Source organism: Asaia sp. HumB (genome assembly GCF_030263835.1).
GTDB lineage: Bacteria > Pseudomonadota > Alphaproteobacteria > Acetobacterales > Acetobacteraceae > Asaia > Asaia bogorensis.
Genome location: NZ_JARPML010000002.1, coordinates 1,628,163 through 1,645,167, shown reverse-complemented (window position 1 = coordinate 1,645,167; position 17,005 = coordinate 1,628,163). Strand labels below are relative to the sequence as shown.

The following is a 17,005-nucleotide window of genomic DNA, read 5'->3' as shown; positions in this document are numbered from 1 at the left end:
CGTTGGGTCTCAATAAAGCCCACCCATGCCAATGTCACCCTGTGGCTGGGCATTGGGGGCCTGTTGTTTTTTGGCGGCACCCGAATTCTCGCCGCCCGGTTCGCTCAGCCCGGCCTGACTCGAGGCCCCTGCCATATCGGTTTCCGTATCATACAGATCGGTCCCGGTATCGGCCGCAGTGAGCGCCTCTGTTCCCGCGCCGAACCCGTGCAGGGCGATGCTCATGCCCGGCACCTGATCCGCCTTGAAGCCGTCGACTGCCATCAGCCGGCCTGTGTCGTAGCGGGCCAGGGTCACGCCCTCCGGCACACGGAAATGCAGCTCGGGCCGCCCCTCGAGCGCCACCTTCATGAAACGGTTCCAGATCGGCCCGGCGATACGCCCACCCGTCTCGCTCTTGCCGAGCGATTGCGGCGTGTCGAACCCGACCCAGACCACTGTGACGATATCAGGGGTGAAGCCGGCAAACCACGCATCGCGGAAGTCCTGACTGGTGCCCGTCTTGCCTGCTATGTCACGCGTAATGCCCTGCCCAGCAATCGTGCCCGTGCCGCGCTTGATCACGTCCTGCATCATGGCCGTAATCTGATAGGCGCTTGCAGCACTGGCCACCTGCCGGCGGTTGTCCTGCACCTGCGGCACCTCCAAACTGCCAGGTGCCGGGCCCGCAGGGGCGACAGGCGCAGGCGTGGATGGTGTGGTCACATCCGCGGGGTTGCCAGCGGGCGGGGCAACCGGTGTTGCGCCGGGGGCTACGGCCGGGCTTACGATTGCTGTCTGGTTGGGGGCCTGCATGGTCGTGCCAAGGGCGAGGCCCTCGGGCTTCCACAGGACGCTGCCATCGCGATCCAACACCTCATCGATCAGGCTGGGTGTCACCAGCTTGCCGCCGGAAGCGATCGTGGCATAGGCACCCGCCTCACGCAGCACTGTGGTCTCGACCGCACCGAGCGCTGCTGGCAGCACATGCGGCATCTGGTCGACCAAGCCGATGGAGATCGCCATATCGGCCACGGATTTCATGCCCAGATGCGCCGCCAGGCGAATCGTCACGAGGTTACGGCTCTCACGCAGGGCATCATGCAGGGTTGTCGGGCCCCAGTTGTCTTCCTCGTAATTCTTGGGATGCCAGTCACCATAGGAGACCGGTGCATCATCGAACTTCTCGGAGGGCGGTATGCCCTGCTCCATCGCATCGAGATAGACAAAGGGCTTGAACGATGACCCGGGCTGACGAAGCGCCTGTGTGGCACGGTTGAACTGCGATTCCTTGAACGACCAGCCGCCCACCATCGCCAGCACACGCCCGGTGCGCGCATCGAGACTGACAAGGGCGCCTTCAACCTTAGGAACCTGTCGCACGGCGACGCGACCAGACTCGGCCTGAGGCTCGATCATGATCACATCACCGGCGGCCAGTGTGCCGGCATTGCGCATCCAGCCCAGATCCTTGGGGATGACCTGGCCTTCCTGCTTCTCTCCATGCGAGAGCCAACCGACGCGCCCCTGAGCAGGGTTCAGGACGACAGCCAGACGCCACTGATCGATCATGCCAGCAGGAGGCGTAACGTCCTTCAGCGCCTCAACCCAGCCGTCACCGGCCACAGCATCGTGCAGCTTCGTCACAGGGCCACGCCAGCGGCTATGACTGCGGTCGTACTCCATGAGTCCCTGACGAAGGCTCAGGGTCGCTGCATCCTGCAATTTACGATCGAGGCTCGTATGCACCTCAAGGCCGCCCTGCATGGCGCGGTCAGGCCCGTAACGATCAATCAGCTGACGGCGCACCTCGCTGCCGAACCATTCGGCATTGGGCAGCGGGCCAAAGCGCACCGCATCGTGCGGAATGAGAGGCTCTTTCTGTCCGGCTGCGGCCTCTTCGTGTGAGATGGCATGGATTTCGGCCATGCGGTCCAGCACCCAGTTCCGGCGCTCGATGGCACGTTCGGGATGGCGGTACGGGTTATAATTGGCCGGTGATTTCGGCAGCGCGCCCAGAAAAGCTGCCTCGGCATTGGTCAGCTGATCGAGCGGCTTGTTGAAATAGGTCTGCGCAGCCGCGGCCACGCCGTAGGCCCCGTTACCGAGATAGATCCCGTTGAGATAGATTTCGAGGATCTTGTCCTTGCTCAGCGTCTGCTCGATGCGCAGGGCCAGAAGGGCTTCCTTCTCCTTGCGCTCGAGCGTGCGGGCATTGCTGTTGAGCAGCATATTGCGTGCAACCTGCTGCGTGATGGTCGAGGCACCCAGAGCCCGCTTGCTGCGATGGGTCAGGTTGGTCAGCTCGGCACGCATGATGGCCAGAGGATCCAGACCCGCATGGGTATAGAAATTCTGATCCTCAGGCGCGATGAAGGCATTTTTCACGCGCTCGGGAATGGCGTTGATCGGAATATAGATCCGGCGTTCGGCTGCCAGCTCGGCCATGATGTGATCGTCAGACGTATAGATCCGGCTGACGGTCGGCGGCTGGTAGGTCTTGAGCGTATCGACGCTCGGCAGATCGGACGCGATGCGCTCATACTGGTGCCAGACGAACAGCCCCGATCCGGCCACCCCTACCAGTGCAATACCGGCAGCGATTGCAAGGCCCTGGCGCCAGCGGCGGAAACGCGGGCCACGAGGCGGCTGGCGCCCCCCTTCGGGGCCGCGTTGCCCACCCCCCATAGGGACACGCCCGTTGCCTCCGCCACCTTGGGCAGTCGAGAACCAGAACAGGGGGAACCCGGTGGAGGAAAGGGCGGTGGTGGCGTGGATCATGGCAAGCGTTCTAGCATTGTCCAGCGCCCTCGTCGCCCCCCGCAATCATGGCAGGAAAGGCCTTAATTTTCGGAACTTTTCCAAGCCTCGCGACCCTGCTTGTCCAGAGCTGCGCACTCCTCCTCGCTCAACGTGATGGACGCGGCCCGGACATTCTCTTCCAGATGGGCGGGACTGCCGGTTCCGGGAATGGGCAACATCACCGGCGAACGGTGCAGAAGCCATGCCAGGGCAATCTGCCCCGGTGAGGCGTCACGGTCTTTCGCTATCGCATCAAGCACCGTGCCGGGCCGAGCCAGAGACCCGGCTGCCAGCGGTGCCCAGGGAATGAAGCCAATCTGGTGCGTCTCGCAGTAATCGAGCACATCCTCGGATTTGCGATCGACAAGATTGAAGCGGTTCTGGACAGTGGTCACAGGGAAGAAAGCGCCCGCCCGCTTGATCATTGGCACATCGACTTCGGACAGACCGACGTGACGGATCAGCCCCTCCTGCTGCAGTTTGGCTATAGCCTCGAACTGCGCTTCCGGCGGGCAGTCAGCCCCCACACGGTGAAGCTGCCACAGATCAATGCGTTCCACGCCCAGCCGACGGAGCGACATGAGCACGCATTGACGCAGATAATCAGGATGACCAACAGGACGCCAGATATCGGGGCCGTGACGGGTCAGGCCACCCTTGGTGGCAATAACCTGCCCGCCATAGGGAAAGAGCGCCTCACGTATCAGATCTTCCGAGACGAAAGGCCCATAGGAATCGGCCGTATCGATCAGGGTGATTCCAAGATCACGGGTATGACGCAAGGTCGCGACAGCCTGTTCGTGGCTCTGTGGCGCACCCCACACTCCCTTGCCGGTAATGCGCATGGCGCCAAAACCGAGGCGGACGACTTCGAGATCACCACCTATGGCGAAAACGCCGGATCGGGCTGCATCGATGGATGGCATTGTGTGAACTCCGCGTTGACTGGATATTCCGTCAACGCGAACAGAACGTAAAGGGTTCTGAGTGGCGCGATCTACCTTGCGCTGCCCCAGATGATCATTCCGCTTCGGATTGGATTTCCCCAGAGGCTCATGCGGCCTGTGGGGCGACAGGGCCCACCGTCTGGAGGTTGTAGGGAGAGACGTCGATATTCGGTGCTGATACTGTCAGCCAGAGACAGTGATCGCCGCCTCAAAGGGCTGCGATCCTGCACACCATGTCCTGCAGTATAAGTTATGCCGGATTAGGAAGAAGCGGCGCCCTGCACGCCAACCTGAAGCATATACAATGCGCTTCCCGCACACATCACGATATGATCGCGCTTCGGACCGGCAAAAGTCAGGTTCGAGCATCCCTGCGGCAGGCGAATACGGCCGAGCAGCACGCCCTGCGGGCTGAAGACGAACACACCGCACAGACCGAGCGGCCCTGTCACACCACACCACAGATTGCCGAAAACATCGGCCCTGAACCCGTCAGGGTTCATCTGCGCGCCATGAAAGCGCATGTCAGCAAAAACACGCCCATTGGCCAGACTGTCACCCTGCACATCGAACACGTGAATAGCCTGGTCACCGCCCTTTTTCTGACCCGGCCCAGCCGGGGTCGAGGCGATATAGAGCTTCTTGAAATCGGGGGAGAAGGCCAGACCATTCGGGCAGGTCACGTCCTTTTCCATCAGCACAGCCTTGAGCGTGCCATCCGGGGCGAGGCGGAACACATGATCCTGCTGGCGCCTGACACCGCCAATCTCGCCAATCAGCTCACGACCGATCTTCCACCTGATCTTGCCATCAGGATTGGTCGGGCCGCCCGGTTCGTCGGCATGACCTTCGGAGATGTTGGTTCCATAGCCCGGATCGGTAAACCATATGCTGCCATCGGGATGCGGTACAACATCGTTGGGCGAGTTGAGGCCCTTGCCCTCGAATTTATCGGCAAGCACGGTCACGCTGCCATCATGCTCGAAACGAACGACACGACGGAAGAAATCCTGACAGGTGATCAACCGTCCCTGGAAATCGAAGCAATTGCCGTTGGCTGCATAACTGTCAGGACGGAACTCGGTGACTTCGCCCGTCTCCCAGATATAACGCAGCGCCTTGGACTGTACGACGTCACTGAAAACCAGATAACGCCCCTCGCTGCTCCATGCAGGACCCTCGGTCCAGTCGCCCTTGTCATAGATGCGCCGTATGGGGGCTGCAAAATAGGTGAGGTTACTGAAAGACGGATCGAGCGCGATCACATCGGGGTCCGGGAAATAGGCCGGCCCTGCCGACGCTCCCCATTGACGTGGCGGCTGGCTGATCACACTCGGCGGTGATGCCGTGACATCCGTGGCGGCGCGTGCCGGCAGGGCAGCACAGACAGCGCCACCCAGCGCCGTCGTCAGAAACCCTCGGCGAGCGAGGGGCATCTTGAGTTCCATCATATCGTCCTGTGAGCGTTATCATTCCTGTTGCCATGCCAGGAACGTTCCGCATCGTAATCCGGACGGGAGCAGTTTTGTATCAAGTTATTGTCAGCACGCTTTGTTGCCCGATCCGTGTCTCGCCTGCCTCATAACGGCCATGTGAAGTGCCTATGCGTGGCTTTCGCCGCATTGACTCGGTGCCATTGGGCGGTGTCACCTGAAAAGGTCAAAACCGTCTGCAAGATCAAGGACCCAGATACCCATGACTGCTGTCAGCCCTCTCGCCGGCAAGACGCTGGACCCCTCCGCCCTCGCCGATATTCCGGCGCTCATCGGGGCTTACTACAACCGCAAGCCTGACCCGGCCATTGCCGCGCAGCGCGTGTCGTTCGGCACATCGGGTCATCGTGGGTCATCGCTTCATACCAGTTTCAACGAGAACCATATTCTCGCCATTGCCGAAGCGATCTGCCGCTATCGCAAGGAGAAGGGCATTACGGGGCCGCTTTTCATCGGCATCGACTCTCATGCCCTTTCCGACCCTGCGCAGCGTTCTGCCATCGAGGTCTTTGCCGCGCACGGTGTGGAAGTCCGCATTGACTGCAACAGCCGTTATACCCCCACGCCTGTCGTTTCGCATGCCATCCTGACCTACAACAAGGGACGCAGCGAAGGTCTGGCCGATGGTGTGGTCATCACGCCTTCGCATAATCCGCCCATCGATGGCGGCTTCAAATACAACCCCCCTCATGGTGGTCCTGCCGATACCGACATCACCAAGGTGATCCAGGATCAGGCCAACGCCTTCCTGACCGCAGGGCTCAAGGACGTCCACCGCCTGCCCTATGAGGAGGCCCGCAAGGCCGATTGCGTGCGCGGCCATGATTTCATCACGCCTTATGTGGATGATCTGGGTGCCGTGATCGACATGGAGGCCATCCGCAACTCCACCATCCGCATCGGCATCGACCCGCTGGGTGGGGCGGCGCTGGATTACTGGCCAGCCATCATCAAGCGCTATGACCTCAAGGCCACGATTGTCAGCACCGAACTCGACCCGGCCTTCGGTTTCATGACGGCTGACTGGGATGGACAGATCCGCATGGATTGCTCCTCCCCCTACGCCATGGCCCGTCTGATCGGCATGGGCTCGCAGTTCGATGTGGCTTTTGCGACCGATACCGATGCCGATCGCCATGGCATCGTCTCGCGTCCCGACGGGCTGATGAACCCGAACCATTATCTGGCCGTCGCCATCTGGTACCTGTTCAACAACCGCCCCGGATGGAGCCAGGATGCCGGCATCGGCAAGACGCTGGTCAGCTCGGCCCTGATCGACCGCGTGGCCACCAAGATCGGCCGCAAGGTGGTCGAGGTTCCGGTCGGCTTCAAATGGTTTGTGGACGGGCTCTATAACGGCACGCTCGGCTTCGGTGGCGAGGAAAGCGCCGGTGCGTCGTTCCTTCGTCGCGATGGCAGTGTCTGGTCCACCGACAAGGACGGGCTCATCCTGGGACTGCTGGCCGCCGAAATCACGGCGGTTACCGGCAAGACCCCGTCCGAGCATTACAAGGCCCTGACGGCGGAGCTCGGTGCTCCTTTCTATCAGCGCATCGATGCCGCGGCGAACGCCGCGCAAAAAGCTATCCTCTCCAAGCTGACGCCGGAACAGCTGCCCATGACCCATCTGGCCGGTGACGTAGTTCTGGCCAAACTGACCCGTGCACCCGGCAATGATGCGCCGATTGGCGGCCTGAAGGTCACGACAGAAAATGGCTGGTTCGCTGCCCGCCCGTCCGGCACCGAGGATGTCTACAAGATCTATGCCGAGAGCTTCGTGAGCGAGGATCACCTGAAGCAGATCCAGAAAGACGCCCAGAACGCCATCTCGGCCCTGTTCGACGCCTGAAGCCTCTTCCCCTCTCCGGTCTCCCGACCCTCTGACCGGAGAGGGCCCAGCCCGCATGATATCAGGCGTTATGGGCTGGCTCTCAACGCCTCCGCCCCTACCCTCGATTCCTGCCCCGGTGTCACGATGGTTTTGTATTCATAACCCCGTGACGCACCCCCACCCTATCGGAAAACGCGTTGCATCAGACCATGATCGCTCCATGATATGACCTGTGCCGGCGGGCTTTGCCATCGGCCGGGTTCGGGCATGGAGTATTCAGGTCATGGCGCTGGCAAGACTTATTCTGACGCTCTGCGGCATGGGCACAGCCCTTGCGGCGCCCCCCACGCCTGCCGGCGACTGGCAGGGCACCCTTGCCCTGCCCCAGGGACAGTCCCTCCCACTTGTGCTACACCTTTCGCCGCGGGCTGGCGCACCACAAGGCGAGTGGTCAGCCACACTCGACAGCCCCGCGCAATCTGCTTTTGGCCTGCCTGTTCAACGTGCCACGCTGGAAGGGCAGACACTCACCCTGGACCTGCCCGGACTTTCCGCCCGCTATGTTGGCACCCTGAGCGGACTGGACAATATTCTTGCGGGGACATGGTCACAGGGAGCGTCCTCCTTTCCCCTGCGCATGACCCGAGCGACCGGCATGGCAGCGGCAGCCGAAAGTGCGGCGCCTTCGCGACCGCAGATACCGCACCCCCCTTTCCCCTATCGCAGCGAAGATGTTGCCTTCAATAATCCGACCGGACCGTCCCATCTTACCGGCACACTGACCTTGCCTCAGGGCAAGGGCCCCTTCCCGGCTGTCATCCTCATTACCGGCTCTGGGTTGCAGGACCGCGACGAGACGATCGCAGGGCATAAGCCCTTCCTGCTCTGGGCCGACACGCTCACCCGTCAGGGCATCGCTGTCCTGCGTCTGGATGACCGACAGAGAGGGGGTTCGACCGGCCCAGTCACGACCGCCACCACAGAAGATTTCGCCTCGGATATCGCTGCTGCACTTCGCTTCATGCGCCATCGCCATGATATCGATCCGCAAAGAACCGGCCTCATGGGCCATAGTGAGGGCGGCGTCATCGCGGCGATGATTGCTGCCCGTGATCGACAGATCAGCTTTATCGTCATGCTGGAAGCCCCGGCCGTACCGGGGCGACAGATCATGCTCGCCCAGAGACACTGGGCTGCTGCGGCCCGGCATGTGCCGGACGCTGTTTCCCGTCAGAGCGATGTTTTGTTTGAAACGGTGCTCGACGCCATGACACCACAGCAATCCCAGAAAGCCGCCGAGCAAGCTGCGAACAGCGAATGGAACCGCCTGAACGGGACGCAATCCGGCCTGCCGGACAGTCTGCATGATCTCACCCTGCCTGCCATACGCTTTTACGATCGCTACGATCCCGCCGTGGCTCTGTCGCAGGTGAGCTGTCCTGTTCTGGCCACCCTGGGCAGCAAGGACAGGCAGGTTCCCCCCAACCTCAATCAGCCCGCCTTGCAAAACGCCCTGTCACACAACCCGCACGCCCGCATCGTCGAGTTCCCCGGTCTCAATCACCTGCTTCAGAAAGCCGGGACGGGGGATGTGAGTGAATACGCCCTGATCGAAAACGACATCGACCCGAGCGCTCTGAAAGCGGTGAGCGAGTGGATCAGGACGCAAACCCATCCATGACAGGCAACGGGTCGCAGCCGTACCGCCGCAACCCGAAATACCCGCCCGGATCAATTGTAATTGCCTGACAGGCTTACGACCGCGGCGAAACCGGAGCCGATGTCATAGGTCGGCTGGGAGCCTGTCAGACCACTCCCATAAACGCCGCGATGGGCTGTGGCAGCGGCAGTGTAGCCATAGACACCGGACAGATAATGCTGGTCGGAGATATTGATGAGATTGAGCATGAGCTTGGGCAGCACATGCCCGAATTTCGGCAGGTTGCGACCAAGCGAGATATCGGCCGTCATATAGGACGGGATGCTCTGATCGTTCATCAACGTGGCATATTGCGCGTCCGAATAGCGCAGGTTGAAGGTCCCGAAATTGGTTCCGTCGTCATAACTCAGTCCTATCGTGGCAAGGAATTTCGGCGCGCCGGGTTCCTGCTTGCCCTTGGTGGGCAGATAATCCCCCTGATAGGCGATATTATTGCCGATACGCGTCATCATGTACTGACCCGATGCATAGGCGCTCAGATGGTGCCAGGGATGGGTCGCAAGTTCGAGCTGCACGCCATTGGCTTCCTGCCCGCCAGCATCAATCACCTGCGCCACGATATTGGTCGATCCAGGCTGATAGGTTGCACTCGTGATCTGATGATGGGTCATGTTGTAGTGAAAATAGGCGATATTCGCCATCATCGCGCCGCTGTAACGATAACCGATTTCCTCGCCGATCATGTATTCCGGCTCATAGGGATCGAGCGGGGTGGAAGTGGGCTGCCCATTCAGATGGCTGTACATCGAAACCTGTGAGTTCAGGCTGCTCGGCATACGATAACCTGTCGTGCCGTTGATATAGACCTGACTGGCCTGATCGAACCGGTAGCTCGCCAGAAATTGCGGGGCCGGTATGAACGCATTGCGCACGGATTTGTAGGGCGTGGCACCGGGTAGATCCATCGTGTACTGCCGGTTGAACATGGCCGTCTTGAGCCCGGCCTCAAGCACAAGACGATCGTTCAGGAGGCTCACCTTGTCATTGATCGCCAGTCTGTTGGCCTGTTGCAGGGCGTTCTCGGGGTCCTCATTGATCGGCATACCGCCAAACGCCGTCAGATAGCCGGTTGAGCGCGTCCACTGCCCCTGTGCATTGATCGGATAATAGCGCTGATTCGAGGATTCATTGGCGTAGGAATACCAGTAGGAAACGCTCAGAGTATTGAAGGAACGCTTCCAGCTTCCCACCAGATTCAGCCCCGATGACAAGGTAAACCAGGGCTGATGGACAGCCGTACGGAGCGTTGCCGATGAGGGCGCGTAGCCATCGAGATGATCGTAGCGCTGTGTGCCGATATAGCCGCCCGAAACCGGTACATTGGCGCCCCAGAAATAGGGGCCGTTGAATTCGACCCCATAGGCTGTGGCATCGAGCGACAGCACATGATCGAAGCCGAAATGGTTCTTGAGCGCGCCGAAAACTGTGCCGGTATTGCGCTTGTTGATTTCATAAAAGCCCGGCGAGCTCGGATCCTTCGTGGTATTGTACCCCACACCATAAGTCCGCCACTGACCGAGTGTCGGATAAAGCCACGAGGTCTGATCGGACTTGGTATAGCCAAATATCACTTCGGAATCGCTGTGCGTATTCCAGCTTTTGGTCAGGGCGGCATCCACATGCCAGCGGCTGACCGATCCGGGCCCGCGCCAGAGATTGCCGCTCGAATAGGACCCGGAGGCAAAACCATAAACCCCGCTATGACCGATCTCACCGGTGTCGTAACGCACGAATTCCTTGTTCAGGCTATGTGTCCCGCCAGATGCCTGTGCGAAAAGGTTCTGATGGGTGGCAGGCTTGCGTAACGTCATCGAGAGTTGTGCCCCGACCGCGTTGTAGACGGGGGCGTTGACGTCTGCCGAACCCTGCATGACCGAAATCGACCCCATGTTTTCGGTATCGACCATCGACGGGGTATAAACACTGTAGGTAAAGGGATTGGCGGCCGGAATGCCCTCGTAGGTCACCCCGATTTCCGTCCGGTCCAGACCACGTATGTGGAAGGATTCGAAGGAGGCCGTCAGTGGCCCCTGACTCGATCCGACCACCCCCGGCAGATTGGCAATCAGACCCGTTGGCGTGGACATGGGCGATTGTTTTTCGATGAAATCAGCCGTGAGCGTGCTGATTGTTCTGGGGGTAAGGTGCTTCACCATCATGCCACCCCCGCCCTCACGATGACGCCCCGATACTTTCATCTGCTCTTCTTTTGCTGCCACCACAGGTTTTACTGCCATGACGGGGCGGGGCGAAGGTTGGACAGGTTTGGGCTCAGCCTGCGCACGGACGCTGTCGAGACACATCAGTGATACGGCAAATAGAAGCGTTTTTTTCATCGGACCATCCGAGGGTTGCGGGAAGATGGTCCAGGATATGAAATAAGATACGCCAGCAATATCCGTTTATAAAAATTTCATTGTTTTGACAACACAATATTCACAATTCACAACAACATTTTATTTTAAAAATAAACAATAAATCATTGCTGCGTCACTAGCGCAAGAATGAACTAATTATCTGACCTGACAAACAGAATACGTCGCACCACACCGTCGCGCCGGATCAGATGATACAGCACCGCCAGACCATGCAGCAGGATCAGCGCCGCAAAACTCCAGACGACAGCGTGATGCACGTTGCGCAAAACCGCTTCGTTTCTGTCCGTGTGAGCAAGAGGCAGAAGCGGCCAGTCGAACCACCCGAAAATCGAGAGCGGCAGTTCCAGCGTTGCGCAGGAAGCCAGGGCCCAGCCCGAAACAGGGGCAAGAAGCTGCAAACCATAAAGCGCCCCATGCACCGCATCGGCAAGCCGCGCCTGCCAGATGCTGGTCCGGAGGGGATGGGGTGGCGGCTTGTGCCCGAGGCGCCAGATCACGCGCAGCGCAACCAGCAGCAGGATGACCACACCCAGAGCGCGATGAATCTGGAAAACCGAAAACGCCGCTGTGTCAGGCAGCCCCGCACGATCCATCGCAAACCCGAGCAGGATCTGCCCGATCACGAGCAGGGCGAGGCACCAATGCAGCAGAATGGCCACGAAGGTGTAGTGCGGTGGCCTTTCGCGCATTGACGCATGATACGTCCTGCCACCCTGCCTGACCGCCATCGGGTCAGCCTCGATCGAGCGTGTCGAAAAGCTTTCTGAACCGTATTGCCGCTGCACCGGGCTGCGACACAGCCTTGGCCGCCGCTTCATTGTCCGGTTTGTCGACCACGACCATGCCCACCATACCCATCCAGTAATGGGGCAGGCATTTATAACCATACAGGCCCGGCTTGCTGAACGTCACGTTCAGATCATGACCCATGGGACCGGTGAATGGAGCCGCACCCTCAGGCAGCATACCGGGAATCGACTGCACGTTATGACCGGGGTCGGCAGCGATGAAATGTACCGTATCGCCCGCATGGATGTGGACGATGGCGGGATCAAAACCACGGCCGCCATCGGGCGCATGGCTCAGCATCCTGACATCCACCGTCGCCGCATGAGCCACGCTGAGCGACGCGGCACAGATCAGGGTCGCACCGGTCAGAACCATGAAGAATGAGGGGAAAAAGGCCTGAAGAACCCGCGGCGGGGCAATCAGGCGTGAAAAAAGACGGGTCATTTGAATGGTCTCCCCGAAGTGAGAGGCGCAGGAGGCAATCTGGCAGGGATCCGGCGAACGGCCCCTGTCTCATGGCCCCGGCTGGATGCCAGACGGGGCCGTGTGCGGACATTACTGGCGGTGCAGGTCGAAGCGATCGAGCGTCATGACCTTTGTCCAGGCGCTGGCGAAATCCGTCACGAATTTCGCCTTGGCATCGTCAGAGGCATAAACCTCGACAACGGCGCGCAATTCGGCATTCGCACCAAAGATCAGATCGACCGAAGAGGCCGTCCAGCGCGGCTTGTTCGTCTCACGATCCAACCCGTCATACACGCCCGGCTGCGTCGATTTCTCCCAGCGCGTGGACATATCGAGCAGATTGACAAAGAAGTCGTTGCTCAGTGTCCCGGGACGCGTGGTCAGAACACCTTGCGCGGAATGGCCGGTATTGATGTCCAGAACACGCAGGCCGCCCAGAAGCACGGTCATTTCCGGCACGCTCAGCGAGAGATTGCTGGCACGATCGACAAGCATCTGTGTGGGTGATTTCTCATCCGGCTCAGCGCGATAATAGTTCCGGAAGGCATCGGCGCTGAGGTCCAGCAGGGCAAAGCTCTGCTTGTCCGTCTGCTCGGGACCGGCATCCACACGGCCTGGGGCAAAAGGCAGATCCAGCGCGACACCGGCTTTATGCGCCGCCTGCTCGACACCCACATTACCCGCCAGCACAATCACATCGGCCAGCGACACCTTGCGCCCATGATGCGCGCCACCATTGAAATGCTGCTGCACCGCCTCGAGCTTCGGCAGAACGGATTTCAGCTCTGCCGGATCATTGACGGCCCAGTCATTCTCGGGCGCCAGACGGATACGGGCGCCATTGGCCCCGCCGCGATGATCGGAGTCACGGAACGATGCGGCAGAGGCCCAGGCGGTCTTGATCATCTCGCGCTCTGTCAGCCCGGATGCCGCGATTGCCTTCTTCAGCTCGCGAATATCCGCCGCATTGACCATTGCGCCCTGTGCCGCCGGAAGCGGGTCCTGCCACAGGAAATCGGCCGCCGGGACTTCTGACCCGAAATAGCGCGATTTCGGCCCCATATCGCGATGGGTCAACTTGAACCACGCATGGGCAAATGCATCGGCAAACTGCTCGGGATGAGCGGCCCAGCGCGTAATGATGGCGCGATAGGACGGATCGGTACGCAGCGCGATATCGGTCGTGAACATCATGAGCGGATGCAGCTTGTTGGGATCGCTCGCATCCGGAACGATGTTCTCTGCGTCTTTGGGGACCCATTGCGTGGCCCCGGCCGGGCTCTTGGTCTTGACCCATTCATGACCCAGCAGATTGTCCAGATATTGCGAGGTGAAATGGATCGGATCAGCCGACCATGCGCCCTCGAGCCCGCTGGTGATGGCATCGGTCGCCTTCAGCTTGCCCTGTACGCAGTGATTGGCCCAGCCCAGACCCTGCTGCTCGACAGGTGCCGCGGCAGGGGCCACGCCCACGCATTTGGTGGCCGAGGCCGCACCATGCGCCTTGCCGAAAGTATGGCCGCCTGCAATCAGGGCAACGGTTTCCTCGTCATTCATCGCCATGCGCCCAAAGGCGAGACGGATCATCTGTGCCGCAGCTGCCGGGTCCGGCACACCATTCGGACCTTCCGGATTTACATAGATCAGACCCTTGGTGGTCGAGGCCAGAGGCTTGGGCAGGTGGCCTCCGGGCTCGACGCTGGATTTCTTGACCTGTGAATCGACGTTCGAGCTCATGAACTGTGTGCCGGGGCCCCAATAGACCAGCTCGCTCTGCCAGTCATCGGCACGACCGCCGGCAAAACCAAGGGTCTTGAAGCCCATGGATTCGAGCGCGACATTACCCGTCAGCACCATCAGATCGCCCCATGAGAGATCACGGCCATATTTCTTCTTCACTGGCCACAGCAGGCGACGCGCCTTGTCGAGGCTCGCATTATCGGGCCAGCTATTCAGCTGTTCAAAGCGCTGCTCGCCACCCTCTTCACCCCCTCGGCCGTCCATGGCGCGATAGGTGCCCGCTGCGTGCCAGGCCATACGAACGAAGAAGGGGGCATAGGTACCGTAATCGGCAGGCCACCAGGGCTGAGACTGGGTCAGGGTCTTGCGGATATCCGCCTTGACGGCTGCCAGATCGAGCTTGCTGAAATCACGCGTATAGACGAAATCCGGCCCATAGGGGTTTGATTCGCTGTCATGCACACGCAAAGGCGACAGGTTCAGACGTGTCGGCCAGTAGAATTCATTCGGGTTCTCGATCCCATCCGCCCGCGCTGCGTGAGGCATGGCGGTCAGGGTTGTGGTTGCGATCAAGGCCGCCATACCGAATTTCAGCAATCTCATTTCCAGACTCCAAAACAATCACGAATGACCCTCTCCTGTTCCGGGTCATTACTGTTGTTTCTGTCCTATGGACTTCATTCTTATTGATCCAACCGTTTGTCTTTATATCTCTGACAGGAAAAACCCCGATTCTGTGTTCATCATGGCGAGAAGATTTTTCCACCGTGTCTGCGCACGACGAAAAATGCCCTGCCTCACCAGACAGGACACGCCGTGATCAGAGATCAGGAAAAGTTCGGAGAGGTGTTACCAGCCGGGTTGGCCGATCAACGCATCGAATATCCGGGCCGGTGTATCACGACGCAGGATGCCGGCCAATTCGGTCCCCAGAGAGGCCGCCTCATCCACGCTGCCTTTTAGCGAACGACGCAGCATGAAACTGCCATCCTCAGACGCCACAAGCCCATGCAGGGTCAGAACCTGCCCGGCGATGGTGGCATAACCACCCACCGGCGTCCGGCATGATCCGTCCAGACCGGCCAGCAATGCACGCTCTGCCGTTGCGGCATAACGCGCCGTGCGGTCCTCCAGAGCAGGCATGAGCGCGCGGGCACCCGAATCACGGCGGCGCAAGGTGATGCCGATAATCCCCTGACCACAAGCCGGGAGCATATCGTCGGGTTCAAAAATCACATCGACCCGTGCCCCCATTCCCAGACGTTTCATCCCGGCGAGCGCCAGAAATGTGGCGTCGCACGCCCCGGCCTCCAGCTTGGCCAGACGCGTCTGGACGTTGCCGCGTATGAGGCAGAAACGCAGATCGGGACGGCGCGCGAGAAGCTGTGCCTGACGCCTTACCGAAGCGCAGCCAATCAGGGCGCCTTTTGGCAGGCAGTCCAGAGGATCACCCCCGGGGCGGACAGCATCGCGATCACGTAGAACCAGCCCGTCACGGGGGTCTTCACGACGCAGGACGCAACCCAGCATCAGATCGTCCGGCAGAAATGTTTCCAGATCCTTGAGGCTATGCACGGCAAAATCGATGTCGCCCGCCCTGAGCGCTTCATGGATTTCACGGGAAAACAGCCCCTTGCCGCCGATCTCTGCCAGACGCCGTGCCTGATCACGGTCACCACGGGTCGAGATCGGATGCTCTTTCACCGAGCCGAAGATTTCCAGAAAGGGCAAGGCCTCGCCCAGCTGCGCCATGAAACTGCGCGTCTGTACCAGCGCCAGAGGCGATGCACGCGTGCCGACGCGCAGATCCTTGCCGAAAACAGGGTGACGAAGCACCTCGGATGGAAGGGTCGCAGCCTGACTGGGCTCAAGGATCGGGAAAGGCACTGGCGAGATCGTCATGACCAAGGGCTTAGCCCTGCAATCCTGACAGAGGTAATTGTTTGTATCGTGCTCAGTAAAAGGTCTGACCTATCTGTGCCTTTGCCGAGCAACCTTGTCGAGACGCGCCTGCACGCGCATCAGGCCCGACAAGCCCGACGCCATCAGGGTCACGGCTCGGCCAGCGCCTCGTGCAGGCGTTCATGACGGTTGCTGCGAGCGCGATTACGCAGCGCCTTTTCCAGGTGGATCAGATGATCACGCGTGATACGCAGCGCCTCATCACGATCACCACGCTCCATCGCGACAATCAGCGCTTCATGATCGTGGCAGGAATGCTGGGCATCCTCATCCGACTGGTACAGCGCGGCGATCAGCACCGTACGTGCTGTGAGGTTTTCGAGAATATTGGCAATGACCGAATTGCCCAGCACATCGGCAATATGAACGTGAAAATGCCCGAGCAGATAAGAGCGCCGCGCCAGATCCTGCCCTTCAATCGCACTCTGCTGCGCAACGAGATGACTGCGGAGCCGGGCAATCGCCTCCGGCCCTACTAGACCGTGATCCAGAATCAGCCCCGATTCGACCGCACGGCGCGCCTCGATCACCTCCCGGGCTTCCGCCACGCTGGGCTCGATCACAAACCAGCCACGGCGCGGCGTGACATCCACCAGACCGCGTGAGCTAAGCCTGATCATGGCCTCACGCACCATCGTGCGCGAGACGCCGAAGATCTCTCCGACCTCTTTCTCACCGAAACGTTCGCCAGGCGCAATCCGCCCCGAAAGAACGGCACGAATGATCTTTTCCTCGATCACGAGCCCGCTGGCACGTTCCGGTTCGCTTTTCTCATAGGACCTGTCTTCAGGAAGCCTGTTTTCGTAGAGCATCCCCGTTTTATGCCCATCTCCCCGGACTTGGGCAAGCACTGGCACGCAGGGCACCACCACCCACTCGATGATAATGCGGAATGAAAC

General features: G+C 60.2%; 11 protein-coding genes. 2 read left to right on the top strand and 9 right to left on the bottom strand.

Annotated elements, in window-relative coordinates; translation table 11 throughout:
- Positions 1 to 9: 9 nt before the first annotated feature.
- The 3 genes from P5689_RS08470 to P5689_RS08460 form a co-directional block, all read right to left on the bottom strand.
- A complete protein-coding gene (locus P5689_RS08470; RefSeq protein WP_285533866.1) occupies positions 10 to 2,667 on the bottom strand; it encodes a PBP1A family penicillin-binding protein in 2,658 nt (885 codons plus the stop codon).
- A 155-nt stretch (positions 2,668 to 2,822) separates the two neighbouring features.
- Positions 2,823 to 3,707: an aldo/keto reductase gene (locus tag P5689_RS08465; protein WP_285532811.1), complete on the bottom strand. Its 885-nt coding sequence runs from the start codon at positions 3,705 to 3,707 to the stop codon at positions 2,823 to 2,825.
- Positions 3,708 to 3,988: 281 nt separating this feature from the next.
- The gene (locus tag P5689_RS08460) at positions 3,989 to 5,164 is read right to left on the bottom strand and encodes an SMP-30/gluconolactonase/LRE family protein (RefSeq protein WP_285532810.1); all 1,176 of its coding nucleotides are present in this window, start codon (positions 5,162 to 5,164) and stop codon (positions 3,989 to 3,991) included.
- Positions 5,165 to 5,423: 259 nt separating this feature from the next.
- Here P5689_RS08460 and pgm point away from each other — a divergent pair, with 259 nt between their 5' ends.
- Positions 5,424 to 7,070, top strand: a complete 1,647-nt coding sequence (gene pgm, locus P5689_RS08455) for a phosphoglucomutase (alpha-D-glucose-1,6-bisphosphate-dependent) (protein ID WP_285532809.1) — start codon at positions 5,424 to 5,426, stop codon at positions 7,068 to 7,070.
- A gap of 265 nt (positions 7,071 to 7,335) precedes the next feature.
- Positions 7,336 to 8,733 carry an alpha/beta fold hydrolase gene (locus P5689_RS08450; protein ID WP_285532808.1) on the top strand — a complete coding sequence of 466 codons (1,398 nt, stop codon included), beginning with the start codon at positions 7,336 to 7,338 and terminating at the stop codon, positions 8,731 to 8,733.
- 50 nt (positions 8,734 to 8,783) lie between these two features.
- Here the strand turns inward: P5689_RS08450 and P5689_RS08445 are convergent, their stop codons facing one another.
- The 6 genes from P5689_RS08445 to P5689_RS08420 all read right to left on the bottom strand — a co-directional run bounded on the left by P5689_RS08445 (position 8,784) and on the right by P5689_RS08420 (position 16,918).
- Positions 8,784 to 11,108 (bottom strand): TonB-dependent receptor plug domain-containing protein, encoded by a 2,325-nt coding sequence (locus P5689_RS08445; protein ID WP_285532807.1) that lies wholly within the window; start codon positions 11,106 to 11,108, stop codon positions 8,784 to 8,786.
- Between the two features lie 173 nt (positions 11,109 to 11,281).
- Positions 11,282 to 11,839, bottom strand: a complete 558-nt coding sequence (locus P5689_RS08440) for a cytochrome b (protein WP_285532806.1) — start codon at positions 11,837 to 11,839, stop codon at positions 11,282 to 11,284.
- A gap of 43 nt (positions 11,840 to 11,882) precedes the next feature.
- Complete coding sequence (locus P5689_RS08435; protein WP_285532805.1) at positions 11,883 to 12,383, bottom strand: pseudoazurin; 501 nt, start codon at positions 12,381 to 12,383, stop codon at positions 11,883 to 11,885.
- A 111-nt stretch (positions 12,384 to 12,494) separates the two neighbouring features.
- Entirely contained in the window at positions 12,495 to 14,690 is a 2,196-nt protein-coding gene (gene katG / locus P5689_RS08430; RefSeq protein WP_285533865.1) for a catalase/peroxidase HPI, read from the bottom strand.
- A 303-nt stretch (positions 14,691 to 14,993) separates the two neighbouring features.
- Positions 14,994 to 16,046, bottom strand: a complete 1,053-nt coding sequence (hemC, locus tag P5689_RS08425; protein WP_285532804.1) for a hydroxymethylbilane synthase — start codon at positions 16,044 to 16,046, stop codon at positions 14,994 to 14,996.
- 149 nt (positions 16,047 to 16,195) lie between these two features.
- The gene (locus P5689_RS08420; protein ID WP_023979742.1) at positions 16,196 to 16,918 is read right to left on the bottom strand and encodes a GntR family transcriptional regulator; all 723 of its coding nucleotides are present in this window, start codon (positions 16,916 to 16,918) and stop codon (positions 16,196 to 16,198) included.
- Positions 16,919 to 17,005: the final 87 nt, after the last annotated feature.